This is a genomic window from Enterococcus avium ATCC 14025 (assembly GCF_000406965.1).
GTDB lineage: Bacteria > Bacillota > Bacilli > Lactobacillales > Enterococcaceae > Enterococcus_A > Enterococcus_A avium.
The window spans coordinates 1-21428 of the sequence record NZ_KE136364.1 but is presented as its reverse complement, the minus strand read 5'-3'; the positions used below and the strand labels follow the sequence as shown (position 1 = coordinate 21428).

Here is a 21428-nt window from a genome sequence, read left to right as displayed (position 1 = left end):
TTACCTCAACCTTTTTGAATAGTTGCATAAAAGTATAGCAATGAATGATTTCATTTGTCTACAAGGAATTGAGCTATGCGACCTGTTCTTCTGCTTCACTGTTACTCGTTTTCTCCGTTGTTTTCAACGCTTCCGTGAACTCTTCAAATAGACTATGAACATTTAATTTTCCAACACGGCCATAAATATCACGCATCCAACATTGACCTTTGATCATCCGTTTCATTTCTTTTCGATTCTCCTCATTACATTCAAGACCCAAATGAGTGAGTATTTTATCTCGTTCGCTGTCTTCGTCAAAGGCAAAGACAATCCCGTAATTTCCTTTTTCGTCTTCTGTACCAAGATCATCAATAAACTGAGTATCCAGCACTAATTGATTCATTTGAGAACGCCCTACACGAGCCATCGATGAGATAATTGCTCGCCCGGAATTCGACTTGTTAAATACCCAGGCCTCTGTGAAGTAGACGGCCGTTTTTTGTTCAATGTCACGTTTCCCAAACATCTCACAAAAACGTCCCAAACTAATCATTAGGCATAGAGCTTTTCTATCGGCATCTGAGTATAGTTCAGGGGGTATATCATCTTTGGGTAACGTTAAATCTTGGATTTCTAGCACGGTTGTTTTTTCTTTGAAATCAAGTCCACTGTTTTCACCATAACTAAAACCTAAACGCAGGATCGAATCAGTAACCGTTAAATGCAGGAAGCGACCATATTCATGAATTTTTTCATCCGTATGTTCTTCTAACCAATCAACGACATGCATTAATCCCACCAGGTCACCTTTTTCTCGCTTAGTCAATATTTTTTGAATTCCTTCTAGTACCGCTCCTTTTAGCTTGTGATCCTTTCCTAACGGACTAAGTTCATTGATCATATCCTGAGCCACTTGTTTAGCATCAATTCGATCCAGATACACAAATGGGTCTAACACACCATAATTTTCTTCTTTGTTTACATCCAACGTCACGTAGTTAATGCTATTCAAGTGCTGCACAAACAATGGATAATTTTGCTGGTAATAAGGATTATTGACGAGCTTTTTGAACCATTTTTTCTTTTCACCTTTTGGATCAATAAAAAGACTTTGAGCTTCTAAAAAGGAACTATAGAGGAAAATTAATCCTACAAGAAAGGTTTTTCCTTTACCAGTTTTTCCCGTAACCGCCATGTGTGGCGCATCATAAAGCGCCCCTCTAATTCCTTCGGCAATCGCTAAAGGATTCAAAAAAACATACTTATTTGACGCATAGATTAATTCTTCCAGCTCCGTTTTCTCACCTTTGGAACCATTCAATCCGACAACATCTTGACGGCCAATGTACCAGCCCGAATCCATCCCTAATTCTGTGATTGTTCCAAAAAGCAATTCTGCAATGGCATCGACATTTGTACGCTGCTTCCAATGCATCTGACCTCCTAATGGCTGACCTAGGAGTAATTTATAGAATAGTTTCACTTGGTCATTCTTCCCACGACAGACTCGTACGCTTTGACTCAATAATTTAATAATGGATAAACTACGCTGCCGAACTTCTTCTTTCGTGTTCCCATACACAACAAAGCAACCCAGCCAGTCAATGATTGGTTCATTGTTGTTCATACGCTCTCGCATGTGTTTTAGCAAATAGCGAATGGTCAAAACACGATCCGTTGGTTCATCTCCATGCTTTTCTTGATCAGTTTGTTCATCCTTGAACCGATTGTTTAGCCAACCTGCTCGCATTTGAAGTCCCTGTGAGCCACCCAGTTCTGGATAATGAAGCTTCATACGAAATTCTACAGGGAAATTCAAATCTTGAGCAAACTGAAAAATATTCATATTACTCATATTATCTGGAAAAGCCCCAATCGGTAGAATAGACAAATAACTTTCTCCGAGTTCATCCTCAATCCTTAATATGCCTTTTCCATTCTTTACCGGGCGAATGATTGCAGATTGAATATCTTCAATATCTTGCCAATGATCTTCATCCTCAATTTTATGCGGCATTCCTCTGATGTATTGCAGACGATTCACGTAAATCATTTCTTCTTTTGCCAAAGGACGAATCGAAAAAGAATACAACAATTGAGTGACTTCGTTTGAAACTGAGGCGATTTGTTCGAGGATCATTTCACCGTCAGTTCGTTCATACCCAGCGAAACCCAATACCTCATCCGCTAGTTCATTGTATATTTTCTTAAATGCCTCCTTCAAGCTTTCAGCAATATATTGGTCTTTTATCTTTATTCCCAACAAAAAAGAAGGACGATAAATCGTGCCTTCTCGTTCCAATAAATTGACTGTTTCTTGGGAGTAATACTCGCCAAGCTCAGGATTATTTTGATCAAAACCTTCAGACAGTTTCGTGAATCGACTGGATAAATTCATGGTTCGTGGGAACATGATCAATTCCACATCTTCATAAGGTGCCAGTAGCTGCATTAGATTTGCCATTTGTTCTTTGTTTTCTTGAATCGCCTTGGGATTATTTTGCGAAATCGTTTTTGGCGATACTTGGTAGTATGCCCAAATATCGTTGTTGCCAGTTAATAGCAAATTATCTTTTAAACTTCGTATCGGATTTTTTATACCCATATTGAATCCTCCAACTCTTTAGTTTAACAAATTGAAACGCTCAATCCGAAAGTGTAGCTATAATAATTGATTAACCCTCTAAGAAGAACCTCAGTTATCTGATATCCTTTTTGTAGCATTCTTCCAATGTTTATTAAAATGAACTTCCGCTCCATTATCACTAAAACATTTTTTTAACATATTTTTGATATCGTCTCTACCTTTTCCATTTAAATCAGCCTCCAAATCTGGAAAATAGTGAGAATTAGTATTGAATAAATTTTTTGCATCTTTGTTGTTCTTATAAAAGTCTTCCTTTCCATTGAAGACAACATATGTTTCAATAATACGTCTGATAGGATTTAACATCATTTCGGGTTTATCTTCTGTGTACAAGAATGCTAGTTCATGCCATAAAGCTTCATAGTTTGTCTTGAAGTCTTGATTCTTATTCTCAATTCTACTAATTTTTGTTTGATTATCACATCGTTGTAACTTGTAAAAATTGCTTTCTTCAAATGCATTTTTTTTATCTCTTCTATTTTTAATCTCAAACGAGCAATTCAAGTAGAAAAAAGTATTGTGTGTAAGCAAAATGAACTGGTCTGAACAACTTTTCTTATCGCACATTTTTATTACTTTTTGTAGTTCATCAATAATCAAGTATTGCATTGTATCATCATTTGAAGTCATTGGATCATCAAAAACAATAACCTTGTTAGTACCATTCGATGAATCTGAAACTTCCGAGAGTTTTTCAATAAAATATAAAAATGCAATAATATTCTTTTCGCCCGTGGATAACTCAGTTATGGGTCTTATTTCTCCTTGATGGTTTTTTATTTCGTAAAATTCTTGATCGTCAACTTTCTTTCTGATCATTTCAAACGATACCAAATATCTTAGCTTGTTGTTGATATTATGCGCAAGCTTTTCTGTATTTTTTGTCTTGTTTTTGAGAGCGGATATTTCATTGTCAATTGCACCAATTTTATCGTTCTCTTTTCTTATTTTATCTACTTCAACATTAAAATTACTTTGTGCTTCTGCTTCTCTTCTATCTAGCGCTTCCAACTTAACTAGCTCAGAATCCAATTTGAATTTATCAATTATTTTTTTTACTTCATGAAGCCTTAAAGCTCGCATTGCCTCATCTTGTTTAGCTTTCAGATTATTTGAAAAATCATTATTTAATTTTACTATTTCTTCATAATCAGAAATAACATCATCAAAATTTTCTGGAAAATCTAAATTTAATGCTACTTCCTCTTTGAACAAGTTCTTTTCTTTTTCATTTAAGGCAGACAAAAGAGCCTCTAAAAAAGAAACTTGATCCTTAACTAATACGGTTATATTATCGTTGAGAACTCCTACCCTTTCTAAGTAATCAGGATAAAAATCATTTGTGTCTACTTTTATAGCTGAAATAGTGTTTCTCAAAGCTTCAATTTTTTCTTTTCCGTTTAGAATTCTCTTTTTTAAAAGCTCTACTTCATCTGCCGAAAAATATTTTTTTAGTATGGTCAATCGTTCTTCAGTAACAAAGTTTCCACAAAAAGAACATTTCTCTCCAGAATTGTGTATATGCATTCCTTTTTCTGCAAAGTTGGTTTTTTGAGGATTATCAGATAATTCTTCTAATACTATTTTACTTTCTACTTTAGCGTCAAGTATCTCATTCACAGACTCTTGATATTTAGCAAAATTAATTTTTGGAAATGTTATAGTTTTCACTGTTTTCTTTTCAGATTTTAGTATACTGTTATTTTTTTCAATATCATTTTGTTCAAGAAGATTTGCATATGGAATCTCGCGCTTAAAGGTGTCTTTACGGTATGTGCGAGCATTTTCAACTAGTCGGTTATCCTTGGCTATTGTTGCTGCAGACTGAGTATAGAATGACTCGATTTCTTTACTCTTGTTTTTCTTTTCTTTCTTACTATCTTCAAGTTTCGAAAATACATTCTTAATCTTTTTGTTTTCAGGCTCCCTAATTTCCTTTGACATTTTTTCTATGTCTAAAATTAGATTTTCTTTTTCAGCTTCTTTATCTGTAATTTGTTCATTTATAGAAGTATTCTCTTCACCGAGTGTAACAGCATTCAATTTTTTATCTTCACCGACAATAGAATCAAAACCTTGAAATACCCGAATATCCAGACTATCGCCATACTGTTCATTCATAAGACTAGTAATTGTTGATTTACCAGTACCATTTTTTCCAAAAACAAAATTAATAGGTTTGTCAAATTCAATATCACTATTCGAAAAAATTACCGTGGTACTAAAATCCAGCTTCATAATTGCCCCCATTTCTCTTCTCATAAGGAAATAACTTGTTCTAATATAAGAAAACGATTGTGATTTATTTCATTATAACAGAACGAATTGGAGCATAACTAGTTGAATTGTAATGATATTATAAACAATATTTGTACCTATTTCTTGAATCTAATTACTTCGTTTATATCTGATTGTCTAAATGCTGCTCCGTTAAAAAAGTATATATCTCGCCAATGAATTATTATCAAATAAATTACAAGATCAAAGACATAATAATAAAGCTTCTTCCCGTCCGGTTGAATCTTGTTTAATAACAATACGCTTGCTATTGGGAAACCTATATAACATAGTGCTGGTAAAAATGGCAGAATTTTAGCCCCTCGTTGAATAGGATCACGAAAAGCTCCCCACATTAATCCAAACACAAAAAGGAAGCTGCCAATGTTCACCACCGCTATTGGTGCAGGCAAACGACCTAAATTCCCTAAATCTTGTATGCGATAGGGTTCTTTAAATGCTGCTGAGTAATTGTGCGGTTCCCATTTCATGATTAACCACCAAACAACTTCTCAATAATCGTACCCATGCCATCAAATACTTTTTCTGGATCATTCAAGAAGAAATAAGCGATCGCTCCACCTACAAATGCAGAAATAATCTGAACGACTTTTGACTTCGCAAAGTTTTTGGAAGCCAAATAGACGACCAACATGATAATCGCATATTTCCCTTGTTCCAATATAAAATCAGACAGTTGTTTTAATCCCATCTTGTGATTCCCTCATTTCTACCATGTATGGTTTAGTTTCTGGACATAATACTTGCCCAATTTTTTTACTACTTCAAAAGACATATTTTCTTGCCAAATCAATTCTGTTCCTTTGTCTTTGAACTTGACCGCTGCTTTCACTACAAAATGGTCTTTTTCTTTGAATACCTGGCCTGTTACTTCGTCAATGCTCGCTGAACCTTGCAGCCCTTCTGGATCATCCATCATATAGCGCATATCTGCCGAAGAGCTTTTCGCATACTTCTCCAAAAATTCCTCAATATAAGTCATTACTTCTCTACGGATATGACCATTGACTGAATCAAAATCATTCGGATCGAAATCTAAGATTTTTGCCTTCTCTTTGTTTTCCTTTAACGCAGTGAAATAAGGATAAGAAATCACTCGACTTCCTGCCATAGAAGTTTGGAAAGGAATATTCAATAGTTGACTGGCCGTGACTTCCTTTGGTTGATCATCCTCTCCTTTTGTTTCGATAATATAAGTAACTTTGTAAGAAGCAGTCGAAACACCTGACACTTTTTTCAACGAGATAAAAGCGGCTGACTTTAATGTTCGCTTTCCTGAAAAGATCGAATTACCTTCCTTGATTCCTTGGGCAAAGTAATCGTTCATTAGAGTTTCTTGTCTCAATTTTTGAGTCTCACTATCATCAGAAACCGCCATGTACAATGCGACAAAGCGGTTCATAAAGGATTCAATTTCAGGTGTTAGCACTACCGAGCTACTAGCCTCTTCTTTGCTTTTCTGTTGAATAGTAGTGACCACTTTGTTTAGTGAACTCACTTTTACTCGTAAGCCTTGAGTTTGAAGAAAGGCAAATACTCCTGAAACACTTAGAAAAAGAATTCCTAACCAAAACAAACGTCTCATTGCTTTGGTTTGAATCCTTCGTACTTTCGGTATTTTTTCACTAGTTGTTTTATCTTTCTTTTTAATTCGCCGCTCCTTCATTCAATAGACAACTCCTTTTGATTATTCGAGCCATCTTACCGTTTGAAAAATCGAAACTTCCAGATCAATCCAACCATTGACATCAAGCCTAAACCTAAAGCGGATAAACTTTCGTTAGAGGCTTCGCCTGTATTTGGTAAAACTTTTGTCGATCCATCCGCAGCCTTTATAGAAATGTTTCCATCTGGTAATGGAGTGACTTCACTTTCAATGGGTGCTAATCCGGCTGCCGTTTGTTTATAGGCTACGCCGTCTTTCACTGAAACAATTTGTTCTCCTGTCGCCGTTTCTATGGGTGCCTCTACTGTTGGATTCAATACAACGTCTTCTCCTGGATTGGATGGTGTGGGTATCTGTGGTTGTTCTGGTTGAGCAGGTACCTCTGGCTTACTAGGTTTTTCCGGCTGTTCTGGTTTCTCTGGCGTTTCAGGGACTTCCGGTGTTTCGGGAATCTCCGGTACTTCTGGCGTTTCGGGAACCTCGGGTGTCTCTGGTACTTCTGGTGTTTCAGGAACCTCCGGAGTTTCGGGTAATTCTGGATCGGTCGGTAGCTCTGGGGCTGTTGGTAGTTCTCCAGGCAATTCTTCACTCAATCCATCTTCCGTAGAAACACGTTCAACTTGATTTCCCTGTTCTACCATTGGCATATCTACCTCACCAGCTTGTACAAAAGAACTTCCAAATTGTAAACCATATAAAGTTACACTGGTAATTGTTAAGGTTGTGATCATTATTTTTTTCATGTTCTATTCTCCATTCACTAAAAATTTATTTCTAAAGAGTACATTGTCAGGCTTTCATAATGCTCTAAAAATACTTGATTCAATCCAGAAATGGTTTCCGACACAATTTGTACACGATCCACCTCTGGATAAATTTGAGTTAACTTTTCAATGACTTCTTCACTACACCATTTGATAAATCGCTGCCGCTGTTGCTCCCTCTCATTGATATAACGTACTCGTTGATTCACATAGCGTTGGTATATTGTTGGTTCATTCTTATACTTCACTTTCAATTCCTTTGGTAAGCCAATGAATGGCTCATTTTGGGGTTTCAACGTAGTTAAAACAGCCTCGATCAATTGGCGAAACTCTTGAAACTGATCATGCTCATACCAGATTAAAAAATCAGACATATCAAAACAGACCTTTCTTTCCCATTTTTAGCGGATATTTTTCAGATTCTATCTTTTCAATTTGAGAATAGCGATAATAGAAGACTCGTCCATTCTCTTCAATCCCGACAAATGGATTACTTTCAAAAAGCTTGAGCAATAAGTCGGCTGCTTGATACTTTGTATAGTTGGCAAATAGCTGATAGCACGCAAATCGTCCATCATCAAATGTTAGGAATAGCTCATACCGATTCCGTTTGAAACCTTGCTTCCAAGCCAAGCGATCCTTCTTTTGTAGACATTCAAATTTGGCACCCAAAAAAGGCCAAATAAAACTGACTATGAAAAATCCGATCAATGTATATAGGATCAATCGAAGCATTCTCTTATCCCTCCTGCCGTTTCTTCATGTACACCGAATAAAGATCAAGAAACCCATCCGCCAATTGCTGGATCACAAAGTTTTGCAGGAAACGATTATTCTGAATGCGCATCATTTCATAGCCTTCAGTAAAGGTATCTTCCTCGTCATACCGTTTGACCGCTCGGTGTCGCTCACTTTCCATGATGAAGGCAAAGTCAGTGGCTCCAAAAACCACAGGTGTGAGTAACCCCTCGGATCGTAGAAGAACAATATAGCGTTCCGCAAAATGTTCCGAATTCATCATGTTTTTTTCTCGTTCTTGGAATAGGTACTCACGAGCAATCACGGCATTCGTCACACTATCACTGAGGAAACGGTAGTCCGGCGGACGTTTTTGTTCTGCTTCAAACTTTTGATACAACAACCAGGCGCAACGATACTCTGCTTGCAGGTATTCTTTTTCCTTTGGCAAAAATTCATCAATTGAACATAGCTGACGAATCGAAGACTCAAACAGATACATGTAATGCTCAATAAATTCCTCTTCAACAATTGGTTCTCCAATAAATTCCATTTTTATGCGTCACCTCCACAAAAAAGAGGCTCCATCGAGTCTCTTGAATTCAAGTGATTCATTTTTAGTTTTCGAATAATACACTTTGCGGATCAACCAACATTCCTTGAGAAAGGCTGTTGTCCATGCAAAGCTATAACGATAGGTAAGATTTTGATATAATCTCCATCTTTTCCCCCGTTCCACACCGTGCATGCGACTTTCCCCGCACACGGCGTTCCATCTAAAAACTATTTATATAATTGGTTCAAGATGACACATAGTTCGAAGTATATTTATTTTGTCTAATTGTTTATCTGTTAATTTAAGCTCTATTAGGTATTTCAACGTGTTTTTAATAGTATTCGCATGAATTATTTTATGGACATCTTTGTGAATTATTTTTAAATTATCATACCTATCGGTTCCCCCCATTGAGATAGGGGTAATATGATGACAATGAAATTCCTCTGATGATAGAACACGCCCTGTTACTTCACATTTTCCATTAACCATGACATATCTTGACAATCTATTGTCCAAGTATTCTACTGTCCGTCCTGTTTCTCTACGACGTAAAATTTTAGCCATTTCAATTTTTATATCTATTCCTATCCCTTTGTAGTATTTGTTACGTCCTGAGGACGTATAGGGAACTGTTCCAGGGATAAAGTTAATAGGTATTTTGAATTGAACATCTGCGATTGGATAAATCCATGTCCTGTTAATTCTCCATGTCCTGTAATCTTTGCTATACAGTTTGTCAAAGTCTAATGGTGATAAGTCAAGATGAAATTTGAGATTATTTTTATTGAATAGACTATTTTGAAGCGCACTGAACTAAACCCGACTAAAATCAATTTTTTTCGGGCGTTTCAAGGATTTGCGTCAATAACAAATTGTTATTTATCTATCACGCTCCTTGGTGGCGTGTAGAGTTGATGGTTACGTAGTAGCGTATCCACCAAACGCGTAAATTTTCTTGCGGTTAAGACGAGTGCTCGTTTGTGTTGGTGTTTAGGTACCTCTTTATACTTGCTTTGATAAAAAGCTTTATATTCAGGAAGATAATTTTTTACTGAGTTGGCAGCTTCAACTAAGTAATAACGAAAATATCGATTCCCTTGCTTGGTCAGAGGTGTATTTTGAGACTGATAGTTTCCAGATTGTTTAACTTTCCAACTTAATCCAGCGTACTTCGCCAATTTTGTTTGATCTTCAAATCGTTCGATTTGACCAATTTCAGCGATCAAACCAGCAGCGTAGACTTTTCCAATTCCTGGAATACTGGTTAAACATTGATATTCTGGAATGACTATAACTAATTGTTCAATTGCTTTATCCAGCTCTTTGATATTCTTTTCAAGAGCCCGCATTTCACAAACAAGAACGCCCAGAACAATATCAATAGATTCTTGGGCTACAGTGCCTAAGCGATAGCTTGATCTGATGGCTCGTTGAATAGCCTTGGCAATTTTCTCGGGTTGTTTGAAACGACCTCTTCCTTTTTCTTGGATTAAGTCACTGAAAGCTTCCAAAGGAAGCTCAGCCAGTTCATCTAACGTGAAGTCTTCTGTCATTAGAGAAATCACTGTAGCACTAAAAAGACTAGTAGATTCGTCTTTCATTTCACGAACAAGTGTGTTGCATTTGTACGTTAGATTTTCAAGAAAGTGTTGCTTTGTACGAGTTAGTTGCTTAATTAATTGATAACGAGTTCGGGTCAGACGCTGTAACGCCATGTATTTTTCTTCTTTAATAGGAGACGTGGTAAAACGTTGAATGCGTAGAAAGTCAGCAATTCTTAGCGCGTCATTACGATCTGTTTTGTCTTCATCAAACATGCGTCTAAATTGTTTAATTCGAAAAGGATTTTCGATAGTTACAAGCGTATTGAGCTTTTTTAGTTCCTCGTCTTCATGAAAAAACATTGAAGGATGGAAACTGTACATGGACGTTGATTCCATGCCAATTATAATTTGATCAAATAGGTAATTCTCATTGAACTCAAGAATCATTTCTCGTGTTAATGAAGCACCTTCAATGTCATTGGAGACTGAGATTTCAGACAATGTAGACAACTGATCGTCGTCAGTTAGGAAACAGACATCTAACTTTTCAGAACTAACGTCAATACCGACAAATAATTTCATGGAAGAAGGACCTCCTTTCGATCTAAATTTTGGAAAATGCTTCGATACTGTGGGATTTCCCAGAAGCTCACTGTGTAACCACAACCTCGCCTAATAGAATACGGTGATAAAAGAGCTAGAAGCTGCCTTCCAAACTACTATCTGAAAGTCTAGTCCATTATCGAAACAGCTAATGAGTTGGTAGTGATAACAGTGGTTCGGGTAACAGACTTTGCAAGGTAGACAAAGCTACAGGAGGGCATAGCAAATTCCCGTTGGATCCTTTCCATGAATCCATTGTACTCTGAGAAATCACACAATAACGAAACAAATTCCGCAAGGAATGTGTTATTCAATAAATTTTTCGATTCAGAAGCATTTTGATTAAAAAGTATTAGACAAAAACTATTTTACGAGGATGGGCTTGTTCCATAATAGGGCTTACTATATTTACCTATTGTTTTAAATCTCGTCTTCATCATTTGTTTTAATTCATAATCTATTTCACTAAATGCCACTGAAACAGTTGTTGCGATTCTATAGTAGTTGTGCATTCCCAATATTTTATAATTCAACAGATTAACATAACCAGGATTCCCTTGGATTCGTTTAATGGTTTCCCTTAGTTGTTTAATCATTGCTTGTTTACTTGTCTTACTCACATAACTTCTTGCGGTGTATTTTTCACCTCTAGAAACTGCTTTGATCTCAAATCCTAAGAACTCTGTTCGTTTCTTTCTCAAGTTAGTTATTCCCGATTTTGCAGGCGATATTTCTAACTTTAAATGATTTTCAATGTACCCCTTTATCGCTGTATACCAACGCTTGGCCATTGAGTAGGAACGAGTTAATACTTTGAAGTAAGTAGCCCAAGGGAACCTCCCCCTTAGGCCCTCTCAGAACCGGACGTGAACCTCTCAGCTCATCCGGCTCCCATTATCCAGCCGATGGTAATATTCCAATTTTCCAATGCGCGAATAAATTTCTTTCTCGCTTGGCGATTTCCCCTAACCAATGTTCCGCTTTTCTTCGTGCTTGTCGCTTTTTATATTTACGACGAACCCACTTCACGAGACATTGGTTGATGTAGCGCAGTAGACTGTACATTTCTGATTTATAGAATTTCATGTAATAGTTCATCCATCCTTGAATTTTACTATTGAACATATTCGCTAAATCCTCTAGCTTTTTGTCCGCTTTTAATTGTAATCGCCAATTCCTTACCTCTTTGCGAATCGCCTTTTTCGCTTTATCTGATACAGCCGGAAGAAAATTTGTGAAGCATTTTCCATATTTATTCTTGGCGCCTCTAGGTCTAAACGTAAAGCCCAGGAAATCGAATGTCGTTATCGGATAGTTCCCCATCCTATCACTATCTCTGCAGTAAACAATCTTTGTCTTATCAGGATGTAACTCCAAACCAAAGATTCTAAACCGTTCTTCCAATCTTTTCTTCAGATATTTCGCTTGCTTTAGGGATACACAATGAGTAATACCATCATCGGCATATCTAGCCCACTGTATATTAGGAAATTCTTTTTCCATGAAGTCATCAAACGTATAATGAAGAAACAAGTTCGCTAGAACTGGACTGATTACACCACCTTGCGGTGTCCCGGCTTTTCTCGAAACAGTCGAACCATCTTCCCTCTGGAAAGGTGCTTTTAACCATCTTTCCACATATAGGATAATCCACTTCTCTTGAGTGTACCTTTTTACCATTTCAATTAGATAGTCATGTCTGATATTGTCAAATAGTCCTTTAATATCAAATTCCAGTACCCAATCTCTTTTCCAGCATCTAACTCTTGTTTTCTCTATTGCCTGGATTGCCGACTTATTCGGCCGATAGCCATAAGAATCCTCATAAAACAATCGTTCTACTACAGGTTCAAAATACATCTTCGCTACCATCTGTGCAATCCTATCTTCAACTGTTGGAATCCCAAGTACTCTCAGCCCACCACTCTTTTTAGGAATGGATACTGCCTTTACCGGTTTTGGGAAATAACTTCCCGATGATAATCGATTCCACAGTTTGTATAGATTATCTTTCAGCTTATATTCATAAGCCTCAATTGATTCTTCATCTACTCCAAAAGTTCCTTTATTGGCTTTTACTTTTAGAAATGCTTGGTAAACTGCTTGTTTTGAAATATTGTATGACTTTGTTTCTTGCATAAGTTCCTCCTCCTTAAAGTTGACTTATCCTTGAAACTGGATAACTCAGGTTCTTCGCTCCACTCTCGTTACAAGAGCTTCTTCACTACTACAACCCAATCTGCCCCCATGACTGCATCGGTACTCTTTTCTTGCGGGGCTTCCGCTTGAAATACTCCCTTGACATCAGCCCGTGGGTTCCCACGTTCCATATAGACGCCTATGTTATGTTCATGCCACCTTTATGCCGCCCGCCGCCTGATCAGTAAACAGGTTTCCTCCAAGCTCATCCTAGGTCAACGACTATACCCAGTTTTGACGGAATTTATACGCTTTCGACACTTCTGTGGGTGGTTCGTATGGTCACTCATCTCCATAACACACACCTGACAACTCTTGGTTGCCTTTTCCTTAACGCTCAATACCATAGCTTTTGACTACAGCACCTTAAGGTGGTTTGAAACCTCCACCTGTATGGCGGTTTCGGCAGGCCGTCTGCCATCATCTATACAGCATAGCTGCTTTGAATAGTTTATCTATTCACGCACACTTTCATGGCGCACAGTCATCGGCGTATCTAACTAAGTATCCCTCTTTTAAAGTCGTTCCTTTCAATGCCCGATGTAGTTTACCTCTAGAATATTGGTGCCTTGAAGGGAAATTTTCCCATTGAGACGCTATCCATTGGTCTAGGTCGTTCAAGACGATATTAGCTAGTAATGGAGATAACACTCCCCCTTGTGGTGTACCTTTTTCTGGGGTTCCCTCTCCAACTATTTCAGCTTTTAGTATTTTGCTGATAATCGCCATTACCTTAGTATCATGGATTCCCATATTCCAAATCTGGTGTCTCAATAAATTGTGGTTTACGTTATCGAAAAATCCTTTTATATCAACGTCTACGACGTAGTGAAGTTGAACATTATTTATGATTGAGTGCATCCTACCCATAGCTTGTTCGACACTCCTTAAAGGTCTAAATCCATAGCTATGTTTAAAGAATTTTGCCTCGACAATCGGCTCAAGCACTTGTTTAATCGCTTGTTGTATGATTCGGTCATATAAATTAGGGATTCCCAGAGGACGCTTTTTCCCATTCTTTTTTGGAATGTACACTCTTCTAACTGGTCCAGGTTGATAATTGGTTAAGCTGGTTCGTATAATCTCTACAAACTCATTTTCGTTTAATTTTTCAATATCTGATATCGTCACACCGTCTACACCAGGCGTCTTTGCACCTGAATTTCGTTTAATATTTCGATAGGCAAGTAAAATGTTTTGCTTTAAAACAATGAGTTGATATAACTTACTAAAGGTTTTACCGTTTAAACTTGATTCATAAAGTTGATCAAACAAATCTGTCAGACCATAGTACTCTGTACTTCTTTCTAATGTGCTCAAGTGGGCATACCTCCTTGCTTTGGTATCTCCTTGTCATACTCGAAACTTGAGCTTTATCTTGTTAACCATTTACTAATAATAGTTTCTAGACTTGGGACTATCCCTCCACGTTGATTAGACGCTTCATCGGTACTGTGTCCCTACTTTCACAGAAATAAATGATGTTACCATCAACCTCTCCAGTAATAAGCTGTTTAAATAAGAGTTTTCTGCTTACCACGTTCCTATTCTCCTAGCTTTTATCATCAATACTTAGGTGGCTAGCTATAAACCTATAAATTTATAATCTCTTAGCTGATTATCCCGTTGTTCCTAACCTAGATTCGTACTAAACGGTAATTTATCACACCTAGTCGTGTGCCAGAGCCTTTCGATCTCTGTCCTACTTTAGATTCGTACATTCGCCGCTTCGTCAGACTTCGAATAAGTCATTCTCACCATATATTGTTTGTAGCCTCCCGGCCTATAGGTTGCGTATCCTGCCTCCAGAACATGTTCCTCAGCTTAATCTGTTAGGGCAACTCTCAGCCGACTTTACCTGACTTCATACAAGTTCGAACTATTATTATCCCTTGCATGCAGGAGCTTTAGAGGAAAGGTTTCAGCCAGCATGATGGCATCATTCCCCTTCTCGAAGAATAAGTTCTCCCTTCCTATTGGAAGGTGTCTGGTTTCGTTTATACACTTATCCAGAAACGTGTCGTACCAAAATGTAAATGGCTGCCTGTACTGTTTCCGGTGCTACCTACATAACCGATTATCTGGCTTTGCGAGACAGTATCGCCTACTTTGACGATAGATTGTTGTTGATGTGCATATAGAGCGGTTGTACCATCTTCGTGTTGGATCACCACATAGTTCCCCCAAGAGGTATGGAATTCTGCCTTGATCACTCTACCGGACTTCACCACATAAATTCGTTCGCCCTGAGCTGCCACCATATCTAACCCACGATGAAACTCGCCATTGCGATTGCCAAACACACTCGAAATAGTGTAATTTTGCAAAGGAGTTTTGTAGCCTGAGCTACTAATAATTGGTCCTTGAAGATCCTTGTCATAGTCTGTTAAATCATAAGTTTCAATAAGACCATTCAGTTTTCGATCGTACTGAGTATCTTTGGCATATCGTCCTGTTAAATACTTTGTTGCTTCTTGATAGGTTTTCGCATTTGATTTCCAAACGCCTGCATAATAATTGGAATCACCAGTAATTCCCTCTTTTAAAAGTGTGGCATAATCATTGAAGCAATCTTCATAATTTTCATACACCCGAAAACCTGCTTGGGTCGCATAAAGCGTGCCGTTCCCTAAGTCTTCTTGTGTTGCCATTGAGACGGATTTCCCATTGTGTGTTCCTTTAATCCCGAACAAGTTATAGTTTGGTTCCTGGGCTAACTGGCTTTTACCCGAAGCCGATTCCAAGATGGCTTGAGCGATCATCACAGATGCATACAACTCTTTTTCCTTCCCTATCTTTCGAGCCGACTCACCGATCTTACGAATAAAGTGATCCACGGATTCATTTTTTTCAAAATGAATCGATCCATCTTGTGTCACGATACTTGAAGGAACCGTTCGTGATAGATCAACGGTCGCTTCTTGATCGACAATCGTTTCTGGTGTTGGGACTTCTTGAGAAATCTGGTTTGATTGTTCTGGCGCTGATTCTTCTTTTGGTGCTGCCGGTTTCTCTGTTTCTTTTTTTTGTTCTTCCTTTTTCGGAGTTTCTTGATCACTCGGTGTCGAAGATTCCGAAGGTTTCGTGCCACTACTAGTTGATTCTGTAGTCGATTCACTGCTTGAAGAGCTGCTTTCGGTAGATTCTTTTGTCGAAGACTCTTCTGTAGAAGCGGTACTGCTTTCTGATGTTTCTGTGGTATCGGTAGCTTTTTGGACTTGTTCTGTCTCTTCTTTGGTTGAGGGCATGTCACTTGCCAAGACTGCCATTGGTGTCGAAAGAAACGCTTGTAACGTAAAAATAAAGGCCGAAACCATTCTCGAAAATGTCTTCATCTAGTCCATCCTTTCTCATTCAATTCTGTTGTTTACCATATCGTCATATTTTCCAGCGCTCAGTATTGCCATAATGATCACACCGAAGAAAGCACCGATCATAAAGGCTACGATGATCCAAAACATACACAACTCCCTTTTTACGTTAAATTTCATACTGTTTTCGTGTGGCTACATGGCTCAAAGCTAGAAGCCCAGTTAAATAACCGATCCCGATTACAATAGGTACCTCATTTAGAATCGTAAACAAATAAATGCAGGCAACTTGAAACAGTGAGTAAATCGGTTCGTTGGATGTTTCAACTGAATGCGTTCGTATTCGTATCGTGGGTTCTTCACTAGCATTAGCCCTTTGTTGGTTCGAGATTTTTTCATCATTGATCCAGCGCCCTTCAATTAGCCCCAAACCAAGTTTCACCTCTTTACTGGCTTCACTTGCCGGATATTCTTTCAAGAATTCACCCTGTACGACCGCTCGTTTGGGTGTGTTTAGTCCACCTTCACAACGGATAAGTGTCACAATTGGTGTCTGATCATCCGTAGGAATTGCCATCAAGTCGCCACGGCTTTGATCAACGACATCATTTTTTATCGCCACGTACTCATAAACTTTCGTAAAGTCAGTTAAATAAAAGATTTGCTGCAAGGTTGTTTTCGGCAGATTTCCAAGCGATCCGCCACTTTGAACCAGATTGTGAGCAAGGAGTACGTAGTTGCCTTTTCCTAACTGCTGATTCTGATAGTACGTTCCGACCCCAACCATTAGATTCTGATTGTCGATTCCTGCAAGAATTTTCGAATGAATATCAGCGCTGGGGATATACAACGCCCCTACGCCCCACTGATTCACGATCTCGGCATACCGCAACTGAGCTTTCGCGTAAGCAGCGGGCGTAACTGGTTTGATTTGACGTGGACAGTAAGTCGCTTTTTGCAGTTTCTTTTTTTGTTTATCTCGATTGCTTTGTTTCAAATCAATCGGTTGTTTGATTTGTTCTGCTTGGTCATTGGCTTGTAGTAATAAGTGATACCCGTAGTAACTGGCACAAGAAATCACAACCCCTAAAACGATCCATAGAAATGGTAGGTTCTTCCATAGCTTTTTCACGATACCCTCCTCTAAAAAATGGAAGCGCCCTGGTATGGACGCTTCGTTGATCTAGCTTATTTTTTATTTTGACGCTTCTTGTTTACAACAATAAAAAGAGCACTTGCGGCGAACACAAGACCTAAGAGAATCCAAGTCACTGGACTTCCTAATGATCCTGATGTTTGAGGCAACGTACCTGCTGGACTAGTCGGTTTTGCTGGTTCGACTGGATTATTGATTGTAATGGTTTGGCCTTTATTGTTGAAGTCTTTTTCAGAAGCTACAGGCTCATCGTTATAAGTTGTTTCTTCAAAAGCAACCAATTGGATCTTACTGTCCTTACCAAATAATTGTTGAACAACGACATCTTCAATCGTCACGGTGACCGTTCCTGTTTCTTCTTTTGGTGTGAACTTGATGGTTGAAGTCAATTCTTTTCCATCAATCATGACAGGTAGTTTAGTCCGTGTATCCATCCAAGTCACTTTTTGATCGTATTCAACGTTAGGCGTTAAGTCTTCAAAAGCGATCTTATCAGTCAATGTCACTTTGCCGTCAGTTGTGACTTCTACTTTGCCATTCACGAGAGCTTGCGTACCAATCTTGGGATTTCTTACTTTCCCTGTTTGTTTCTCATTATCAAGTTCTTTTTCATCGGCAATTGGTGTGTCGTTTGTAGATAACTGCTCGTAAGCAACTAAGACTTTTCCTTTCGCAGCGGATAAGTTGGCTTCAAACGGAACATCGACATGCCCTTCCAAAAGTTCAACGTCACTCAGTGTTGAAAATTCAGTCGCTTCTTCTTGTTCTTCCATGTCATCTGCTGGTTCTTCGGTATCGACAACTTCTTGCGTGGCTGCTTTTGGTTGAATCGTTTCTTTTGATCCATCCGAATCTTTTCTCGTTTCTTTTTCTTTGTCGCTATCGTTTTCTTTTGATTCTTCCTTTTCAGCCTCTTCTTTGGCAAGATTTTCATAGTATTCTCTCGCATTGATAGTAGAAGTGACGGTGCCATCCTTCCCAGCAACAACAGTGATTGATCCAGTAACGCTGTTTCCGTTCGGGTCTTTGAATTCTTTTTCAGATTCACGATCCATCATGGTTAGGTCAAATTTATAGGTTTGACCTGAAATAAGGTTCTTATAGAATACTCGGTCAAATCCTTTCACTTTTGCCAATGGATCAGATAGCTTCGTTTCGTTCTCGTTCTGATCATAGAAGAAAAACTCGGTATGGATTTCTGGAGTCACAAATTGAATCGCTTCTGCCTCATTCGTCAAATCATCATGACGAGCGACTTCTTCCCACTCACCCGTTGAAGGATTGTAGAATTCTAAGACATTGATCCAAACGCCCTTTTTACCATGCATTCCTGTGGCATCAAAATCTAAATACACATTCTTAACGAATTGAGCTTGTTTCGCTTCGAATTCATTCACTTGTTTCAAGGATTCTTCGCCAAGCTGCTCCCCTGTTCCAAACTCGACAAAATCAGAAGTCAGACGTAGTTTCGCATTTGCAGGTGCTTGGTTCGCCTGGATCATCACTTCATCCCGCAGCTTTTGCCCGATCATTGGATTCACAAATTGTGCCCCGTCTTGGTTACTTGCTTGAGAAGTCAACCCAAAATTAAGCGTTGGATTATTTACTTTAATCGTGTTTTCTCCAGATTTCACTACGATCGATCCTTTGGCTTTTTCTGGATCAATGTAGTGACCTTTGATGGTTTTAAGCTCTTCCCAGTCGACTTTTGTGTTGTTCTTCAAGTCATTGGTGATCTTGATTATCCCATCTTTATCCGTCTTCACTTTGTGATCTTTCCCGTTGTAGTGAAGATTGAATTCTACACCTTCAAGATTTGCACCTTTATCATCTTGTTTAATCAGTGTTAAATTGGCATAACGTGGATTACTTACATCAATCGTGTTAGAACCAGATTTTACAACCATTGATCCCTTCGCATTGGCTGTATCAATGTAATGACCAGCAATCGTTGCTGTTTCTTCCCATTCAATTTTGGTATTATTTTTCAATTCATTCGTTACTTGAATTTGACCGTTTTTGTCGGTCTTGACGCTATGATCTTTTCCGTTGTAAGTCAGTTTGAATTGAACCCCTTCAAGGTTAAGTCCGACATCATTCTTTTTGTTCAGCGTAACATTCGCAAACCGAGGATTGGTTACTTTGATTTCATTAGAACCTTCCTTGATGGTGATCTTGCCTTTAGATGACGCAGAATCAATATAATGACCAGCGATCGTAGCCGTTTCTTCGTACTCCACCACAGTACCGATAGGATAATTTGGTGACTTTAAATTCCCATTTGCGTCTGTTTTTACGGTGGTTGATTTCCCATCCGCAGTCAATTTGAAAGAAACTCCAGCCATATTATCGCCTTTATCATTCACTTTTTTCAGTGAAATATAGCCCTCTTCCTTCGCATTATGGAAGACATAGATTTTCTCAGCGGGTGACTTCGTTTTAATATCAGAAATAATATTTCCATCAGGATAATAAGAATGCCAGAATTTATTGTCGCTAGGAGTATTTCCCCAGAAGAATCCAATATGGCAATCGTAGTTACTTACTGACACATCCGGTTCAAAATAAATAATATCCCCTTTACGCATGGTGCCACTCGCTAACATTTCAGAAACCGTATTGTACGTATCTGCATAAGTAGTCGCTCGTAAAACATCACGCCAGTTATAAGCGTTCGCCGCACCACCAAATCCCGTGCTATTATTCGTAATTCTTGAAATATCGCCTCCAGCTCTACGAATAACGGTAGCCACAAATCCGGTACAGTTCATCCCAGGTCCATAGCTTGTCGGTGCCCCGTTTGGACTCAAACAATAGGCTTCGTCTGGATTTAAATACAGTCCACGATAAGGGGTCCCCAGATAGAAGGAATCATTTTGGTGAGCAGTCAATTCAGCGTTAATTGCTTTTGTAGAAATACCGAAAAACGTGGGTAAATCTGCCGATAATGCTCTCACACTTCGGAAAAGAACCGGATCACCAGGAACACCAGCTCCAGAACCATAGACACTCCCATCCAAGGCTACTTCTCTTTGTATCTCTTCTTTATCCCCAGATTCCACATTCTCTTGTTCTTTTGTACTTTCAGAAGACTCCGTGCTGCTGGTACTTTCCGAGGTTTCTTGGCTTGATTCACTGATTGATTCAACCGGATCAGCTTTCGAGGCTTCTGTGGACTTTGGTTTCGCTTCATTCTTTTGTACTTGAGTTGCACTGGTGCTTTCCGCATAAGCCGTGATCGCTTGAATTGGAGTGATTTGCGTAAGCAGCGTGACGATCATCACGAGCGAAACAATGATTCTACTGATTTTCGTTTTCATAAACATCCTCCAATAATATTTGGTATTTTTCCATTCGAGTTCACTTAGGGACTTCGATTTCTTACCTGATGAAAGGCGCTCACCACCTTGTTTAGACAAAAAATAGCAACGTTCTATGAATGGGACTTCTTAGGACGTTGCTATAAATCATTTATTCAATTTTAGACAATCACTATTTAACAATTTTCAAATGACACTTTTCTACAAAATCGATTGGGATTAGCTTTTCAGCATATGGGGAGTTGATTTCCGTTACACGAACTTCACCATATTCTTGAAGATATGACCAAAATTGTTCTGTCACATTCCATTGTCTTTTTTTGACATAGTTCATAAAGTAGGATCGCTCTTGATTCACTTCAGTCATTCGCTCAATCGCCTGAACAAAGATTGGATCATAGACAACTCGTTTAAACTGACCATCTAACCATTCAAAAGTTATCGGATAGGTTGCGCTGTCTAATTTTTTTAGTTCTTTCAAGAAAAGATTTCTAAACTGTTTGAACAATTCATCAAAGTTCAAATCTTTAAACGGAATTGTCAAAAGATATTCGTTCAATTTCGATTTGTACCAGTAATAAATTTCGCCAAAGAAGGCTTTTCCTTCCTCAATATTTTGCAATAAATCTTGATTCCCAAGG

19 protein-coding genes are annotated in these 21428 nt (G+C 38.4%); all 19 read right to left on the bottom strand.

All coding sequences use genetic code 11. The annotated features are described in order from the left end of the window. Positions 1 to 73: 73 nt before the first annotated feature. Positions 74 to 2587 carry an ATP-binding protein gene (locus OMU_RS12980; protein ID WP_016180357.1) on the bottom strand — a complete coding sequence of 838 codons (2514 nt, stop codon included), beginning with the start codon at positions 2585 to 2587 and terminating at the stop codon, positions 74 to 76. A gap of 90 nt (positions 2588 to 2677) precedes the next feature. Beyond that, complete coding sequence (locus tag OMU_RS12975) at positions 2678 to 4879, bottom strand: AAA family ATPase (RefSeq protein ID WP_248620888.1); 2202 nt, start codon at positions 4877 to 4879, stop codon at positions 2678 to 2680. A 125-nt stretch (positions 4880 to 5004) separates the two neighbouring features. After that, a complete protein-coding gene (locus OMU_RS12970; RefSeq protein WP_016180355.1) occupies positions 5005 to 5397 on the bottom strand; it encodes a TcpE family conjugal transfer membrane protein in 393 nt (130 codons plus the stop codon). A gap of 2 nt (positions 5398 to 5399) precedes the next feature. Next, on the bottom strand, positions 5400 to 5618 hold the full coding sequence (locus OMU_RS12965; RefSeq protein WP_010743153.1) for a TcpD family membrane protein: 219 nt from the start codon (positions 5616 to 5618) through the stop codon (positions 5400 to 5402). A gap of 18 nt (positions 5619 to 5636) precedes the next feature. Then, positions 5637 to 6593, bottom strand: a complete 957-nt coding sequence (locus OMU_RS12960) for a conjugal transfer protein (RefSeq protein WP_010740706.1) — start codon at positions 6591 to 6593, stop codon at positions 5637 to 5639. Positions 6594 to 6628: 35 nt separating this feature from the next. After that, positions 6629 to 7336 (bottom strand): LPXTG cell wall anchor domain-containing protein, encoded by a 708-nt coding sequence (locus OMU_RS12955; RefSeq protein ID WP_016180354.1) that lies wholly within the window; start codon positions 7334 to 7336, stop codon positions 6629 to 6631. 17 nt (positions 7337 to 7353) lie between these two features. Continuing rightward, on the bottom strand, positions 7354 to 7731 hold the full coding sequence (locus tag OMU_RS12950; RefSeq protein ID WP_010740708.1) for a hypothetical protein: 378 nt from the start codon (positions 7729 to 7731) through the stop codon (positions 7354 to 7356). A gap of 1 nt (position 7732) precedes the next feature. Beyond that, a complete protein-coding gene (locus OMU_RS12945) occupies positions 7733 to 8092 on the bottom strand; it encodes a hypothetical protein (protein ID WP_010740709.1) in 360 nt (119 codons plus the stop codon). A 4-nt stretch (positions 8093 to 8096) separates the two neighbouring features. Further along, on the bottom strand, positions 8097 to 8648 hold the full coding sequence (locus OMU_RS12940; RefSeq protein WP_010740710.1) for a hypothetical protein: 552 nt from the start codon (positions 8646 to 8648) through the stop codon (positions 8097 to 8099). Between the two features lie 234 nt (positions 8649 to 8882). Continuing rightward, positions 8883 to 9143 carry an HNH endonuclease gene (locus tag OMU_RS23740; RefSeq protein ID WP_256596763.1) on the bottom strand — a complete coding sequence of 87 codons (261 nt, stop codon included), beginning with the start codon at positions 9141 to 9143 and terminating at the stop codon, positions 8883 to 8885. A 386-nt stretch (positions 9144 to 9529) separates the two neighbouring features. Then, positions 9530 to 10780 carry an IS110 family RNA-guided transposase gene (locus OMU_RS12930; protein WP_016178086.1) on the bottom strand — a complete coding sequence of 417 codons (1251 nt, stop codon included), beginning with the start codon at positions 10778 to 10780 and terminating at the stop codon, positions 9530 to 9532. 389 nt (positions 10781 to 11169) lie between these two features. After that, entirely contained in the window at positions 11170 to 11502 is a 333-nt protein-coding gene (locus OMU_RS12925) for a hypothetical protein (RefSeq protein ID WP_248620887.1), read from the bottom strand. 193 nt (positions 11503 to 11695) lie between these two features. Continuing rightward, on the bottom strand, positions 11696 to 12940 hold the full coding sequence (ltrA, locus tag OMU_RS12920; protein WP_016178253.1) for a group II intron reverse transcriptase/maturase: 1245 nt from the start codon (positions 12938 to 12940) through the stop codon (positions 11696 to 11698). A 68-nt stretch (positions 12941 to 13008) separates the two neighbouring features. Beyond that, positions 13009 to 13131, bottom strand: a complete 123-nt coding sequence (locus OMU_RS23940) for a hypothetical protein (RefSeq protein ID WP_016178252.1) — start codon at positions 13129 to 13131, stop codon at positions 13009 to 13011. Positions 13132 to 13471: 340 nt separating this feature from the next. Beyond that, a complete protein-coding gene (locus OMU_RS12915) occupies positions 13472 to 14320 on the bottom strand; it encodes a reverse transcriptase domain-containing protein (protein ID WP_016180351.1) in 849 nt (282 codons plus the stop codon). Between the two features lie 677 nt (positions 14321 to 14997). Further along, positions 14998 to 16335: a glucosaminidase domain-containing protein gene (locus tag OMU_RS12910; RefSeq protein WP_016180350.1), complete on the bottom strand. Its 1338-nt coding sequence runs from the start codon at positions 16333 to 16335 to the stop codon at positions 14998 to 15000. 145 nt (positions 16336 to 16480) lie between these two features. After that, a complete protein-coding gene (locus tag OMU_RS12905; protein ID WP_016179213.1) occupies positions 16481 to 17443 on the bottom strand; it encodes a class A sortase in 963 nt (320 codons plus the stop codon). Between the two features lie 56 nt (positions 17444 to 17499). Then, positions 17500 to 20787: a VaFE repeat-containing surface-anchored protein gene (locus OMU_RS12900; RefSeq protein ID WP_016179212.1), complete on the bottom strand. Its 3288-nt coding sequence runs from the start codon at positions 20785 to 20787 to the stop codon at positions 17500 to 17502. Positions 20788 to 20959: 172 nt separating this feature from the next. Continuing rightward, the coding region (locus OMU_RS23410) for a hypothetical protein (RefSeq protein ID WP_016179211.1) at positions 20960 to 21428 on the bottom strand (469 nt) is incomplete at its 5' end.

Coding starts and splice junctions, on each gene's coding strand:
- OMU_RS12980 (WP_016180357.1), bottom strand. CDS start 2,587: ATGGGTATAAAAAATCCGATACGAAGTTTAAAAGATAATTTGCTATTA.
- OMU_RS12975 (WP_248620888.1), bottom strand. CDS start 4,879: ATGGGGGCAATTATGAAGCTGGATTTTAGTACCACGGTAATTTTTTCG.
- OMU_RS12970 (WP_016180355.1), bottom strand. CDS start 5,397: ATGAAATGGGAACCGCACAATTACTCAGCAGCATTTAAAGAACCCTAT.
- OMU_RS12965 (WP_010743153.1), bottom strand. CDS start 5,618: ATGGGATTAAAACAACTGTCTGATTTTATATTGGAACAAGGGAAATAT.
- OMU_RS12960 (WP_010740706.1), bottom strand. CDS start 6,593: ATGAAGGAGCGGCGAATTAAAAAGAAAGATAAAACAACTAGTGAAAAA.
- OMU_RS12955 (WP_016180354.1), bottom strand. CDS start 7,336: ATGAAAAAAATAATGATCACAACCTTAACAATTACCAGTGTAACTTTA.
- OMU_RS12950 (WP_010740708.1), bottom strand. CDS start 7,731: ATGTCTGATTTTTTAATCTGGTATGAGCATGATCAGTTTCAAGAGTTT.
- OMU_RS12945 (WP_010740709.1), bottom strand. CDS start 8,092: ATGCTTCGATTGATCCTATATACATTGATCGGATTTTTCATAGTCAGT.
- OMU_RS12940 (WP_010740710.1), bottom strand. CDS start 8,648: ATGGAATTTATTGGAGAACCAATTGTTGAAGAGGAATTTATTGAGCAT.
- OMU_RS23740 (WP_256596763.1), bottom strand. CDS start 9,143: ATGGTTAATGGAAAATGTGAAGTAACAGGGCGTGTTCTATCATCAGAG.
- OMU_RS12930 (WP_016178086.1), bottom strand. CDS start 10,780: ATGAAATTATTTGTCGGTATTGACGTTAGTTCTGAAAAGTTAGATGTC.
- ltrA (WP_016178253.1), bottom strand. CDS start 12,940: ATGCAAGAAACAAAGTCATACAATATTTCAAAACAAGCAGTTTACCAA.
- OMU_RS23940 (WP_016178252.1), bottom strand. CDS start 13,131: ATGGAACGTGGGAACCCACGGGCTGATGTCAAGGGAGTATTTCAAGCG.
- OMU_RS12910 (WP_016180350.1), bottom strand. CDS start 16,335: ATGAAGACATTTTCGAGAATGGTTTCGGCCTTTATTTTTACGTTACAA.
- OMU_RS12900 (WP_016179212.1), bottom strand. CDS start 20,787: ATGAAAACGAAAATCAGTAGAATCATTGTTTCGCTCGTGATGATCGTC.